Here is a 12,976-nt window from a genome sequence, read left to right as displayed (position 1 = left end):
AGTCGTGTCCTTGCAAACGCACGCGGCCGGTTGGCCGGCGCGCGAGGCGTCCACCATCGGCGCGGTGGGGCTCGCCCATTTCTCGAGCCACTTCCTGCAGCTCGCCATCGCCCCGCTGTTCCTGCTCATGCGCGACGACCTCGGCGTGTCCTTCACCGAGCTCGGCCTGATCCTGTCCCTCTTCTACCTGTTCTCCGGCGTCGGGCAGGTGGTCGCGGGCATCCTGGTGGACCGCTTCGGCGCCGACCGCCTGCTGCTCGCCGGGATGATGCTGCAGGGCACCGCCACCGCCGCCATGGGCTTCGCCCCGCATTATGAGACGCTGCTGCCGCTCGCCGCCTGCGCCGGGCTCGGCAATTCCGTCTACCACCCGGCGGACCTGTCCATCCTCAGCCACCGGGTCGCCCATGCCCGGCTTGGGCGCGCCTTCGCCGCCCACGTGATCGCCGGCAGCCTCGGCTTTGCCGCCTCGCCGCTGGTCTCGGCCGCCATCGGCACGTCCCTGGGCTGGCGCACCGCGCTCCTGGTGATGGGGGGAACGGTGATGGTGCTCGCCCTCGTCCTCGTCGCCTGGCGCGGCGCGCTGAAGGTGGAGCCGCAGGCGCGCCATCTCCCGGGCCATGCCGGCGCCCCGCGCGCGCCGAGCTTCGTCCAGGTGCTGGCGATGCCGGTGGTGCTGATGGCGTTCCTCTATTTCGTGCTGACCGCGGTGTCGCTGTCGGCGTTCCAGAGCTTCTCCATCGCCGCGCTCCAGCAGGGCTACGGGGCGAGCCTGGCGCTCGCCACCATGGCGGCCTCGCTCTACCAGCTCGGCAATTCCGCGGGCGTGGCGGTGGGCGGGGCGGTGGCCGACCGCACCAGCGCCCACCACGTGATCGCCATGGGCGGGCTTGCCGCCGGCTCGGCGCTGGGCTTCCTCGCCGCCGGGCTGACCGCCGAGCCGGCGGTGACGGTGGCCCTGATCGCGATGGTCGGGGTGTGCCTCGGCCTCTCGACCCCCTCGCGCGACGTGCTGGTGCGCCACGCGGCGCCGGCGGGCGCCACCGGCAAGGTGTTCGGCGTGGTCTATTCGGGCTACGACATCGGCGCGCTGGTGGCGCCGGTATTCTTCGGCCTGGCGCTCGACCACGGGCAGCCGACCCTGGTGCTGGCGGGCGGCGCGCTGGCGCTCGGCATCGCGGTCCTGACCGCCTTCGCGGTGCGCCGCCGTCCCGACCAGCCGGCTGCGCGGGGCCCCGAGCCCGATCCGCTGGAGATCGAGGCGCCGGAGCGCTGAGCGGCGGGCGCGAAACGGGCTTTGGCCCGGTGTTCCGGGTGCCGGACCTGGGGTCGGGCCGCCATTGACGGCCCACGGCCGACGGCGCCCCCTCTGCCGGCCCGCCGGATGCGGAGCCCCTCGAAGCGGGACATCTGGAAGCGGGATCGGACGCAGCCGTCACGCGACCTCCCCGGCCGCACCGGGCTCACGATCGCGCCGCGCCGTCCCGCCCGAGCGCGGCGTCCGCCTCCACCACCGGATCGTTGAAGGTCCAGCGGGGGATCGCGCGCATGCGGTCGAGGCCGGCGAAGACGGCCGCAAAGCTGCCGTCCGGCGACACCTCGCGCAGCGCGGCATCGAACGCCGGGCCGAACCCGTCGAAGCCGGCGGCCTCCACCTCGCACAGATGAATCTGGTTCCAGTCCATCGTCAGCGCCGGGTCCTGATGGAGAACGGCCGCCGTCTCCATCGCCCGGAACGTCCCGATCCTGTCCGCCTGGACAAGCTTCGCGGCGGCCGGGCCGATATATTTTTGCATGATCTGGCGGTATTCTCCGAGGTAAGGAAGTTTCACCTCGATATATTCCAGCGACACCTGCCGTTCGGGCCGTCCGGCCGAGCCCTGCCAGTTGCGCGGCAGCACGAAGGCCGAGGGGGTGGTCAGGAGAATCTCCGCGCGCAGCACGTGGGCCCGCGGCGGTTGCGGCTCGACCACGAGTTCATGAATGGCGCCGGCCGGAACGATGTCGCGAAAGTAGCTCAGTTCGAGGTGGCTCCACACGGCCGCCTCGCAGGCATTCCGGAAGACCGCGCGATGCCGGTAGAGCGCCTGGCCGAGGCATGTTTGCCCAAAGCGCGCCCCGTTCGCGACCCGGTCCTAAAGTTCGGCTTCCGCTCCGGGATCGCGAACCTGGATTGTCCGGGCGAGGACCACGAGGCGGTCGTCGGGCTCGATCCGGACCAGATGCGCCCCGTCACAGGCATGGATGCTCTCGGCCATGGGGCGCCCCCGTCTTAGGTCTGTCCGCAAGAGATGAGCAGCCGGGCCGGCGCTACCGGCCCATCAGCACCTTGCCGGGATTGGCGAGCCCCTGGGGGTCGAGCGCCGCCTTCACCGCCGCCATCACATCCAGCGCCACCGGGTCCTTGTAGAGGGTGAGCTCCTCCTTCTTGAGGAGGCCGATGCCGTGCTCGGCGGAGATCGAGCCGCCGAGCGCCGCCACGAGGTCGTGGACGATGCGGTTGAATTCCTCCCAGGTGTCGATGAACGCCTGCTTGTCCATGCCCACGGGCTGGCTCAGGTTGAAGTGGACGTTGCCGTCGCCCATGTGGCCGAAGGCGCAGACCCGCAGGCCGCCCATATGGGCCTCGCACCGGCGCGTCGCCTCGACGATGAAGTCGGCGACCTTGGAGACCGGCACCGACACGTCGTGCTTGATCGAGCCGCCCTCGAACTTCTGCGCGTCCGACAGGTCCTCGCGCAGGCGCCAGAGCGCGCCGGCCTGGGCCTCGCTCGCGGCGATCACCGCGTCCTCCACCTCGGCCGCCTCGAAGGCGTCGGCGAGCACGGCGAGCACCATGGCGGCAAGGTCGTCCTCGTCGCGCGTGGAGGTGAGCTCGGCGAGCACGTAGAAGGCGTGGTCGCCCTTCAGCGCGCGCACCGTGCCCGGCATGTGCTTCAGCACCATTTCCATGCCGAAGCGCGGCATGATCTCGAAGCCGGTGAGCGCGTCGCCCGCCACCGCGCGCAGGCGGCGGAACAGCCTGAGCGCGGCGTGCGGCCCGTCGAGGCCGACGAGCGCGGTGGCGCGCTGGCGCGGCGCCGGGAACAGGCGCAGCACCGCCGCCGTGATGATGCCGAGCGTGCCCTCTGCGCCGATGAACAGGTCCTTGAGATCGTAGCCGGTATTGTCCTTGCGCAGGCGCGAGAGGCCGTGCCAGACGCGCCCGTCGGGCAGCACCACCTCGAGGCCGAGCGCGAGCTCGCGCATGTTGCCGTAGCGCAGCACGGCGGTACCGCCGGCATTGGTGGAGAGGTTGCCGCCGATCTGGCACGATCCCTCCGCGGCGATGGAGAGCGGGAACAGGCAGCCGGCCTCGCGCGCCGCCTCCTGCACCCCGGCGAGGGTCACGCCCGCCTCGACGGTCACCGTGAGGTCGGTGGGGTCGAGGTCGCGGATGCGGGTGAGCCGGGAGAGCGAGATCAGCAGCGCGCCGAACGGCATCTGGCCGCCGACGAGGCCGGTATTGCCGCCCTGCGGCACGAAGGGCACGCCCGCCGCGGCGCAGGCGGCGACGGCGAAGGCCACCTCCTCGGTGCTGCCGGGCCGCACCAGCGCCGGCGTCGCGCCGCGATAAAGGCCCCGGCCCTCGATCAGATGGGGGGCGAGATTCGCCGGGTCGGTGACGACGTGCGCGCGGCCGATGCGCGCGGCGATGGTGTCGAGCAGTCCGGAGAGGCGCTCGGCTTCGATGTGGATGGGCTCAGGGGCGGGGCTCGGCATGCCGGGAAAGTGCCGCAGCCCCGCCCCCGCCGCAAGCCTGCCCGGCGACGCGCGAGCGGCGATCCGTCCCGGCTGGGGCGGCCAAAGGCGGCGCGGCCGAAGGCGAGCGCCCCAAAGACGCCTTGGCAAAGGACGACGCGCTGGGCTAGAGCCGGATCGGCCCCTATTCGGTAAGCTGGAGGCGATGAACCGGCTCCTATGGACCCTCGCGGTGATGCCATGGGATGGATCGCGCTCCAGAGCGGGTGCCCTGAACGGAGACCTCATGGCCGACCGCGTCCTCGTCGCCCGCATCGGCGCCCCGCACGGGGTGAAGGGGGAGGTGCGCCTGTTCGTCTTCACCGAGGACCCGGACGCGGTGCTGGAGTTCGATCCGCTGACCGACGCCGCCGGCCGGCGGAGCTTCCGCATCACCGCTTTGCGCGCCGCCAAGGATCATTTCGTCGCCCGTCTGCACGGCGTCGCGGACCGCGATGCCGCGGAGGCGCTGACCAATGTGGACCTTTATGTTCCACGCGCCGCCCTGCCCGAGCCGGAGGACGCGGAGACCTTCTATCACGCCGATCTCATCGGCCTGTCGGTCGAGGACGAAACCGGGGCGCGGATCGGCACGGTCGTCGCCCTGCACGATTTCGGCGCCGGCGACATCCTCGAATACGCGCCCGCTCTTGCCGGCGTGAAGGCGCGCACGCTGATGGTGCCCTTCTCCCGCGATGCGGTGCCGGTGGTGGACCTGACGGCCGGGCGCGTGGTGCTCGCCGAAGCCTTCGTGGAGCGCAAGGCGGCCGAACCTGAGGCGGGAGAGGACAAGCAGGGCTGAGCCGGCCCTTCCGGCGCAGCCCGTGGGGTTGGCCCGCCGCGGCTCCCATTTGACTCACCGCCCTGCCCTCCCCCATCACCCTGCCATGACATTCCGCGCCACCATCCTCACGCTCTATCCGGAGATGTTCCCCGGCCCGCTCGGCCATGCCCTGGCGGGCAAGGGGCTCGCCGGCGGCCTGTGGGCGCTGGAGGCGCTGCAGATCCGCGACTTCGCCCTCGACCGGCACCGCTCGGTGGACGACACGCCGGCCGGCGGCGGCCCCGGCATGGTGATGCGCGCCGACGTGCTGGCCCGCGCCATCGACGCCGCCTCGCCCGCCGGCGATCCGCGCCCGCGCCTTTTGATGACGCCGCGCGGACGCCCGCTGACCCAGGCGCGGGTGCGCGCGCTCGCCGCGGGACCGGGCGCGGTGATCGTGTGCGGGCGCTTCGAGGGGGTGGACGAGCGCATCGTCGCGGCGCGCGACCTGGAGGAGGTATGTGTCGGCGACGTGGTGCTGTCGGGCGGCGAGGCGGCGGCGCTCCTCCTGCTCGATGCCTGCGTGCGGCTGATCCCCGGCGTCATGGGCAAGGCCGAGAGCGGCGAGGAGGAGAGCTTCGCCCACGGATTGCTCGAATATCCGCACTATACGCGGCCGCAGGAGTTCGAGGGCCGCGGCATCCCCGAGGTGCTGACCTCCGGCGACCATGCGCGCATCGCCCGCTGGCGCCGCGCCGAGGCCGAGGCGGCCACCCGCGCGCGCCGGCCGGACCTCCCCGTCCCGCCCTGTGACGGAACGCCGACGGAAAGGGAATGACAGCGCCGGCTTTCTCATATATGAAGCCGCGTCCCTTAACTTATAACGACACGATGTGGCGCCGGGGCTTGCCCAGGGCCGCTAGAGGTTGGCGACATGAACATCATCCAGACGCTCGAAGCCGAGCAGGCGACCAGGCTCGCCGAAAAGCGTGCCGTCCCGGAATTCCAGCCGGGCGATACCGTGATCGTGAACGTGAAGGTGGTCGAAGGCGACCGCTCCCGCGTGCAGGCCTATGAGGGCGTGGTGATCGCGCGCTCGGGCGGCGGGCTCAACGAGAGCTTCACGGTCCGCAAGATCTCCTATGGCGAGGGCGTGGAGCGCGTGTTCCCGGTCTATTCGCCGCTGATCGATTCCATCAAGGTGGTGCGCCGCGGCAAGGTGCGCCGCGCCAAGCTCTATTATCTGCGCGACCGGCGCGGCAAGTCGGCGCGCATCGCCGAGCGCCAGGATCCGGACGCCAAGGCGAAGGCCAAGGCCAAGAAGGCCGCCGCGGCGGGCGTCACCGCCGCCGAGTGAGGCCGCCGCGCCCGCGGGCGCCGGCCGGGCGGCGCGCTCGGTCCCGGGAGCCCGTGGAAAGACCACCGGACAATCCACGCCGCCGGCCCCGCGCCGGCGGCTTTTTCTTGTGCGCGGCGCGGACGGCTCAGGACCGGGCGCCGCCGGCGCCCGGCTCTTCCCCGGGACCCCGGGAGCCTTCCGGCCTGCCGGCCGGTCGCGCGTCGGCGGTGGCGAGGAGGCGCGCCAGCAGGCCGTCCGGATCGGCGTCGAAGGCGGCGCGGGTGCGCTCCAGGGCGCCCGTTCCCCCCGCCCGGTGCCCCGCCCCGCCGATATGGAACCAGGTATCGAGCAGCATGCTGGCGCGCCGCGCGCCGGCGCCGGGGACCGCGTCCGCCAGATAGACGCTGCGCACCTGCGCCCGCTTCAGCTGCCCCCGGTCGAGGCGGGAATAGAGCACGCCCCAGTTCTGGCCGCCGGTGTCGAGGCCGAGCGGCGTGTCGGTGCCGAAATCGAGCGCCAGCGCGCCGACGCGGGCGAAGTCGAAGACGCTGAAGCCAGGCCACAGGTACCAGGCGCGCTCGCGCGGGAAATCGGAACGGCGCAGATGGCCGTAGCAGGGCTGGTCGCGCACCAGCGCCGCAAGGTCGACCCCGGCGAGCGGCACCAGGTCGTGGTCGAGCACCGCGAACACCGCCGGCGCCGCCGGGCGCACCAGATTGGAGAACGCCCAGTTCAGCGCCACCGCGTGGGAGCGCGAGCCGTTGCGCGCGCCGCGATACGGCGTGGGCGGCAAGGGGCAGTAGTCCACCCGCCGCGCGCCGCAGACCGCGGCGATCGCGGCGCGGGCCGAAGGATCGGTGGAATTGTCGCACACCACCAGCGCCGTGTCGGGCAGAAAGCGGGTCATGGCGTCGGCGAGCAGCGCCACCGCGCCGGGCTGGTTGAACGCCACCGTGACGGCGAGCGCCGGTGCGCCCTTCAGACGTGCCACCAGCGCCTCCTGGCCCACCGCGCGGCGGCGGCGGTAGAGGCGGTCGACGGCGACGTTGCGCGCCCGCCGCAGGCGCTGGGCGAAAGGCGCGCCGGCGAGCCATTCGCGCAGGGCATAGTCGGAGAGCGCGCGCACGGCCTCACCCTCCCGCCGGCGCGCGCAGACGGCGCCGGAGCTCGGCGGCGTCGGGCGCCGGCCCGGCGCCGGCGACGGCGTAGAGCCGCGCCTGCCCGGTGCCGTCGGCGCGCGGGAACGCCCCCACCAGCCGGAAGCGGTCGGGATGGGCCGCCACCGCCGCCTCCGCCGCTTGCACCGCCGGCAGCGCCCGCGCGCCGGTCGACGCATCGAGCGCGAGGAAGGCGGCGCCGAGCGCGTCGATCTCGGCCAGCACCGCCGCGGGATCGGCGTCCGGCCGCCGGCGCGCCAGCGGCACGACGATGGTGGCCGCGGCGCGGTCGTGCTGGGCGATGGCGGCGATCAGCGCCCCCTCCCCCTTCGGGTCCGCCGCCACCAAGACCACCGGCCGCTCGCGCTTGCCCGCGACCACCGCCTGCGCCACCTCGTCCATGCCGACCACGCTTTTGCGCACCGGCTCCAGCAGCGCCGGCATGGCGGCGACCAGCAGCACCACGGCGACCGCGAGGCCGAACACCGTGTCCCAGCTCGACGAGACGAGGCGCAGCAGGCTGATGGCGCCATAGGCCGAAAGGATCACCACCGGCGCCACCAGCACCAGCGTGCGGCCGGGGTCCGGCGGCGCGGCGGCGAGCGCGAACAGCCCGAGACAGGCGAGGCCGAGCGCCGCCACCGCCGCCATCGGCCGCGCCGCGTCGTCGCCGCGCCAGGCCTGCGCCACCGCAGCGAGGGCGCCGATCGCGGCGAGCACGACGAACACCCCGCCGAGCCCGGCGCGCAGCGCCGCCGCGCAGGCGCCGAGATTGGCCGCGACGCTTGCGAGCGTGGGCGCGGCGGCAAGGCCGAGCGGCGTCGGGTGCGCCAGATACCAGGGACCGGCGAGGAGCGCGATCAGCGCCAGCGGCAGCCAGAAGGCACGGCGCGCGAACAGCCCCGGCCGCCCGCCGAGGAGCGGGCCGAGCAGCGGCACGGCGAGAAGCGCCGCGCCGTCGGGCGCGGTCAGGAGCGCCGCCGCGGCGGCGAGCGAGAACAGCACCATGGAGGACGCCCGGCTTTGGGCGAGGGCGCCGGCGAAGGCGAGCGCGGCGAGCAGCGACAGCAGCGCCAGCGGCAGGTCGGCACCGGCCATGATCGCCGCCTCGCGCAGCGGCACGGCGGCCATCAGCACCGCGCCGGTGGCGACGCCCGGCAGCGGCCCGGCCGCGTGGGCGGTGGCCCAGCCCGCGCTCACCACCAGCAGCGCCGCAAGGAAGGCCGGCAGCAGCAGCAGCGCCGGCGTCAGCGGCCCGAGCCCGGTGATCCACAGCCCCAGCGCCAGCGCCGGAAGCGGCGGCCCGGCGCCGAGGCCCGGCGCGGGCAGGCGCAGAGCCTGCTCGGAAAAGAAGGCGGCGGGCGCCGGCAGGCCGCCGGCGATCCAGTCGGCCACCATCACGGCGCCCACCACAGGGGCGGCCTCGTCCGCGCGGGTGGCGGAGAATTCGGCGAGATAGGCGCCCGAGCCGCGCTGCTGCGCCACCACGATCATCGCCGCGAGCGCCGTGAGGATGAGGAACGCCAGCACCCGCAAAGATGCCGCGCCAAGGCTCGGACGACCGTCTTCCCGCACCAACCGCCTCCGCGATCACGCTTTTCAAGGTCCCGGCGCGCCGCAGGACGTGCCGCGCCGTTCTCTATCACCATTTCGGAGGGCGATTCACCGTTCGCATCGAGTCAATCTGATGGGAGCGCGCGCGCTGTCCCCGGTTCAGGGCGCGCGATCGCGTCGCAGGGACGGCCGGATGCGCCGTCCGCGGGCCGCGGGCGGCGGCCCGGGCGACAAACGCCTTGACCGCACCCGACGCCGCGCGCGAGGAGTGGAGGGGTGCGCCGCGCGCGCGTCGCAGGCCGGCGCGGGCCTTCCGTTTGGTGCGATCCTTGCCTTAAGGGCGGGGCCAGAGCTTGGGACAGTCATGGCCAGCGACCTCACCTTGCGCATCGTGATCGTCGACGAGAGCCCCGTGCGCGCCGCCATCCTCGAGGAGGGGCTGCGCGAATCGGGGTTCGAGAACGTGCTGCGCCTCGAGGGGCGGCACAACCTGCTGGAGCGCATCTACGCCATCGATCCGGACGTGATCCTGATCGACCTGGAAGACCCCAGCCGCGACACCATCGAGCAGATGTTCCAGGTGAGCCGCGAGGTGAAGCGCCCCGTGGCCATGTTCGTCGACCAGTCCGACAAGAGCACCATCGAGGCGGCGATCGAGGCCGGCGTCGCCTCCTACGTGGTGGACGGCCTCCGGAAGGACCGGGTGAAGCCGATCCTCGAGACCACCATCTCGCGCTTCCGCGCCTTCGCCCGCCTCAAGGCGGAGCTGGAGGAGGCCAAGAGCCAGCTCGAAGAGCGCAAGGTGGTCGACCGCGCCAAGATGATCCTCATGAAGCTCAAGGGCATCGGCGAGGAGGAGGCATACGGCCTGCTGCGCCGCACGGCGATGAACGAGAAGAAGCGCATCGCCGACATCGCCCAATCCATCATCACCGCGTCGGAGCTCCTGCGATGAGACGGCTCGCCATCGGCTTCATCCCCCTCACGGATGCCGCCGTCCTGATCGCCGCCGCCGAGCGCGGCTTCGCCATGGCCGAAGGCATCGAGATCGACCTGCACCGCGAGGTGTCCTGGGCCAACATCCGCGACAAGGTGAATATCGGCCTTCTGGACGGCGCCCACATGCTGGGGCCGCTCGCCATCGCCTCCTCGCTCGGCCTCGGGCATGTGCGGGTGCCGCTGGTGGTGCCGTTCGCGCTCAACCTCAACGGCAGCGCCATCACCATCGACAAGCACGTTTATGCCGCCATGGGCGAGGTGGGCGAGGATCTGGCGCACGCGCCCGGCGCCGCCCGCGCGCTCGGCAAGGTGGTGCGCCAGCGCCGCGCCGAGGGGCGCGACCCGCTCACCTTCGCCGCGGTCTACGCCTTCTCGACCCACACCTATCTCATCCGCCACTTCCTGAAGGGCGGCGGGGTGGACCCGGACCGCGACGTGCGGCTCGTGGTCGTGCCCCCGCCTTTCATGGTGGAGAGCCTGCGCGGCGGGCTGATCCACTCCTTCTCCGTGGGCTCGCCCTGGAATTCGGTGGCGGTGGACGCGGACGTGGGCCGCATCGCCGTGCTGGGCGCGGAGATCTTCGGCTGGGTGCCGGAGAAGGTGCTGGGCGTGCACGCCCGGTTCGCCAATGCCGAGCCGGAGGTGCTGCACCGCCTGGTGCGCGCGCTCCATTCCGCCGCCCGCTGGTGCGAGGACGAGGCCAACCACGAGGACCTCGCCCGGCTCCTCGGCGAGCCGCGCCACCTGAACCTGCCCGCCGACGTGCTGCGCCGAACCCTCGACGGACGCCTGCATTCGGCCCCCGGCGGCGCGCGGCGCGCCCACCCGGACTATCTGGTGCTGAACCGCGACGGCGCCAACCGGCCCTCCGTCGACCATGCGCTGTGGATCTATTCCCAGATCGTCGAGGCCGGCCAGGGCGAGTTCTCGCCCGACGCGGCGCGCGAGGCCATGGGCGTCTACCGCCCGGACATCTTCGACCAGGCGGTGGGCCCGGTGCCGGTGTTCAAGCCGCAGCCCGACTGCGTCGCCACCCAGTTCGGCGCGGTGTTCGACCAGGACGCCTTCCTCGCCCGCAAGGGGTGAGGTCGGGCGCGCGGGTTCAAAAGCCGTTCACCGCCGCCATGCTCCGGCTCGGCCGCGTCTGCCTTCCCCATCCCGCGTCCCGAACCGCCGTCATGCTCCGCCTTGACCGGAGCATCCATGCGACCTCCCCGCCGCGCGCCCGGCGGAGAGATGGGCCCTCCGGTCAAGCCGGAGGGCGACGGCAGGGAAAGGGGAGGTGGCGGGGGAAGAAGGAACGGCGGGGGAGAGGGAACGGCCGGGGAAGAGCAACGCGGCGGAAGAAGATCGACGCGCCGCAGAAAACCCAAACCACCGTCATGCTCCGGCTTGACCGGAGCATCCAAGCGACCTCCCCGCCGCGCGCCCGGCGGAGAGATGGGCCCTCCGGTCAAGCCGGAGGGCGACGGCGGGGAGAGGGAGACGCTGGGAGAAGGGCGACGGCGGTGGCAGGGCAACGCCGCGCGGAAAACTCACACCGTCATGCGCCGGATCGGCCGCGTCTACTTCCCCAGCCCTGCGTCCCAAACCATCGTCACCCCCCGGCTTGCCCGGGGCATCCACGCCGCGAACCGCGCTCCGTCTGACGGCGCCGCAGGCGCCGCGGAGACTGTCTTCCGCACCTTCCACCCTCTTCGCACCGCACAATCGGGCGGCAGCTGCCCGCGTTTTCTGCACGTCCCGCAGGCGACGGCGGCGATGCACAATTTTTAATCTCTGAAAAATTCGATCTGTTCCAACGTGATAGCGCGCCGCCGCGCCGCGTCCAGTCTTGGCACGCGTCTTGAATGGAGAAGGACGTACGTGGTCAACGACGACCACGCCAGCCCATTCGTCCCAATGACGGGACCCGCAGCAGAGCCGCTGACACCGATGGCCGTAGGCCGTCGTGCTGTCCGCGGCTTTTTTCGTTTCGGGTGCCGAGATTGCCTGCCCATCCAGAGGGGAAAAAAATGAGCGACGACGCGAAGGTCCAGTCCGCTTCAGTCTCCGCCGCCGCGCCCGGCGTCTCCCGGCGCTCGCTTCTGAAAGGTTCCGCCGCCGCCCTCGGCACCGCCGCTTTGTTCGAGAGCATCCGCCTCGCCTTCCCCGGCGGCGTGCCCTACGCCCACGCCGCCGAGGCGCCCGAGACCACCAAGGCCACGCTCGGCTTCATCGCCCTGACCGACGCGGCGCCGCTGTTCGTCGCCAAGGAAAAGGGCCTGTTCGACAAATACGGCATGACCGAGGTGACGGTCGCCAAGCAGGCCTCCTGGGGCACCACCCGCGACAATCTCGTGCTCGGCTCCGAAGGCAACGGCATCGACGGCGCCCATATCCTGACCCCGATGCCGTATTTGATCTCGGCCGGCAAGGTGACGCAGAACAACGTGCCCACGCCCATGTACATCCTGGCGCGCCTCAACCTGGACAGCCAGTGCATCTCGGTGGGCCAGGAATATATCGACCTCAAGATCGGCCTCGACACCAAGCCGTTCAAGGAGGCCCTGGAGAAGAAGAAGGCCTCCGGCAAGCCCATCAAGGCGGCCATGACCTTCCCGGGCGGCACCCATGATCTGTGGATCCGCTACTGGCTCGCCGCCGGCGGCATCGACCCGGACAAGGACATCGAGACCATCGTCGTCCCGCCGGCCCAGATGGTGGCCAACATGAAGGTGGGCACCATGGACTGCTTCTGCGTCTGCGAGCCGTGGAACGAGCAGCTGGTGCACCAGAAGATCGGCTACACCGCGCTCACCACCGGCGAGCTCTGGAACAAGCATCCCGAGAAGGCCTTCGGCATGCGCGCCGCTTATGTGGACAAGAACCCCAAGGCGGCCAAGGCGCTGCTGAAGGCGGTGATGGAAGCGCAGATGTGGTGCGAGAAGATGGAGAACCGCGCGGAGGTCGCGGCGATCTGCGCCAAGCGCCAGTGGATCAACGTGCCGGTCGCCGACGTGGTCGACCGCATGAAGGGCGATTTCGACTACGGCACCGGCAAGGTGGTGAAGAATTCGCCCCACATCATGAAGTATTGGGCCGACTTCGCCTCCTATCCGTTCCAGAGCCACGATCTGTGGTTCATCACCGAGGACCAGCGCTGGAACAAGTTCGAGGCCGACCTCGACGCCAAGGCCCTGATCAAGAAGGTGAACCGCGAGGACCTGTGGCGCGAGGCGGCGAAAGAGCTCTCGGTGCCGGCGGCGCAGATCCCCACCTCCACCTCGCGCGGCAAGGAGACCTTCTTCGACGGCAAGGTGTTCGATCCCGAGAACCCGGCGGCCTACCTCGCCTCGCTCGACATCAAGCGCATCGCGTGACAGCCGGGCCGCCCCCGCGGGG

At 71.9% G+C, this 12,976-nt stretch carries 12 protein-coding genes; 7 read left to right on the top strand and 5 right to left on the bottom strand.

Annotated features, from left to right (window positions below):
- The first annotated feature begins 4 nt into the window (after nt 1–4).
- Complete coding sequence (locus tag ABLE88_RS08920) at nt 5–1,276, top strand: MFS transporter (RefSeq protein ID WP_348831174.1); 1,272 nt, start codon at nt 5–7, stop codon at nt 1,274–1,276.
- A 187-nt stretch (nt 1,277–1,463) separates the two neighbouring features.
- Here ABLE88_RS08920 and ABLE88_RS08915 read toward each other — a convergent pair whose 3' ends face one another.
- The 3 genes from ABLE88_RS08915 to ABLE88_RS08905 form a co-directional block, all read right to left on the bottom strand.
- Nucleotides 1,464–2,039: a hypothetical protein gene (locus ABLE88_RS08915; RefSeq protein ID WP_348831173.1), complete on the bottom strand. Its 576-nt coding sequence runs from the start codon at nt 2,037–2,039 to the stop codon at nt 1,464–1,466.
- 96 nt (nt 2,040–2,135) lie between these two features.
- Nucleotides 2,136–2,258, bottom strand: a complete 123-nt coding sequence (locus ABLE88_RS08910; RefSeq protein ID WP_348831172.1) for a hypothetical protein — start codon at nt 2,256–2,258, stop codon at nt 2,136–2,138.
- 52 nt (nt 2,259–2,310) lie between these two features.
- Nucleotides 2,311–3,762 carry an FAD-binding oxidoreductase gene (locus tag ABLE88_RS08905; protein ID WP_348831171.1) on the bottom strand — a complete coding sequence of 484 codons (1,452 nt, stop codon included), beginning with the start codon at nt 3,760–3,762 and terminating at the stop codon, nt 2,311–2,313.
- Nucleotides 3,763–4,027: 265 nt separating this feature from the next.
- Here ABLE88_RS08905 and rimM point away from each other — a divergent pair, with 265 nt between their 5' ends.
- From rimM to rplS, 3 genes are all read left to right on the top strand, one after another.
- Entirely contained in the window at nt 4,028–4,582 is a 555-nt protein-coding gene (rimM, locus tag ABLE88_RS08900) for a ribosome maturation factor RimM (RefSeq protein WP_348831170.1), read from the top strand.
- 85 nt (nt 4,583–4,667) lie between these two features.
- Entirely contained in the window at nt 4,668–5,381 is a 714-nt protein-coding gene (gene trmD / locus ABLE88_RS08895) for a tRNA (guanosine(37)-N1)-methyltransferase TrmD (protein WP_348831169.1), read from the top strand.
- A 96-nt stretch (nt 5,382–5,477) separates the two neighbouring features.
- Nucleotides 5,478–5,900: a 50S ribosomal protein L19 gene (gene rplS, locus ABLE88_RS08890; protein ID WP_348831168.1), complete on the top strand. Its 423-nt coding sequence runs from the start codon at nt 5,478–5,480 to the stop codon at nt 5,898–5,900.
- A gap of 127 nt (nt 5,901–6,027) precedes the next feature.
- Here rplS and ABLE88_RS08885 read toward each other — a convergent pair whose 3' ends face one another.
- Nucleotides 6,028–7,008: a hypothetical protein gene (locus tag ABLE88_RS08885; protein WP_348831167.1), complete on the bottom strand. Its 981-nt coding sequence runs from the start codon at nt 7,006–7,008 to the stop codon at nt 6,028–6,030.
- A gap of 4 nt (nt 7,009–7,012) precedes the next feature.
- Nucleotides 7,013–8,614, bottom strand: a complete 1,602-nt coding sequence (locus ABLE88_RS08880; protein WP_348831166.1) for a hypothetical protein — start codon at nt 8,612–8,614, stop codon at nt 7,013–7,015.
- Nucleotides 8,615–8,957: 343 nt separating this feature from the next.
- Between ABLE88_RS08880 and ABLE88_RS08875 the strand changes: the two genes are divergently transcribed.
- The 3 genes from ABLE88_RS08875 to ABLE88_RS08865 all read left to right on the top strand — a co-directional run bounded on the left by ABLE88_RS08875 (nt 8,958) and on the right by ABLE88_RS08865 (nt 12,954).
- Nucleotides 8,958–9,548, top strand: coding sequence for an ANTAR domain-containing response regulator (locus ABLE88_RS08875; protein WP_348831165.1), 591 nt, complete (start codon nt 8,958–8,960; stop codon nt 9,546–9,548).
- Nucleotides 9,545–10,678, top strand: coding sequence for a CmpA/NrtA family ABC transporter substrate-binding protein (locus ABLE88_RS08870; RefSeq protein WP_348831164.1), 1,134 nt, complete (start codon nt 9,545–9,547; stop codon nt 10,676–10,678). The genes ABLE88_RS08875 and ABLE88_RS08870 overlap by 4 nt, the downstream gene beginning before the upstream one ends.
- 929 nt (nt 10,679–11,607) lie before the next feature.
- On the top strand, nt 11,608–12,954 hold the full coding sequence (locus ABLE88_RS08865) for a CmpA/NrtA family ABC transporter substrate-binding protein (protein WP_348831163.1): 1,347 nt from the start codon (nt 11,608–11,610) through the stop codon (nt 12,952–12,954).
- Nucleotides 12,955–12,976: the final 22 nt, after the last annotated feature.

Source organism: Xanthobacter luteus (genome assembly GCF_040049235.1).
GTDB lineage: Bacteria > Pseudomonadota > Alphaproteobacteria > Rhizobiales > Xanthobacteraceae > Xanthobacter.
The sequence above is the reverse complement of the archived record's forward strand: the minus strand, read 5'-3'. Positions and strand labels throughout refer to the sequence as shown.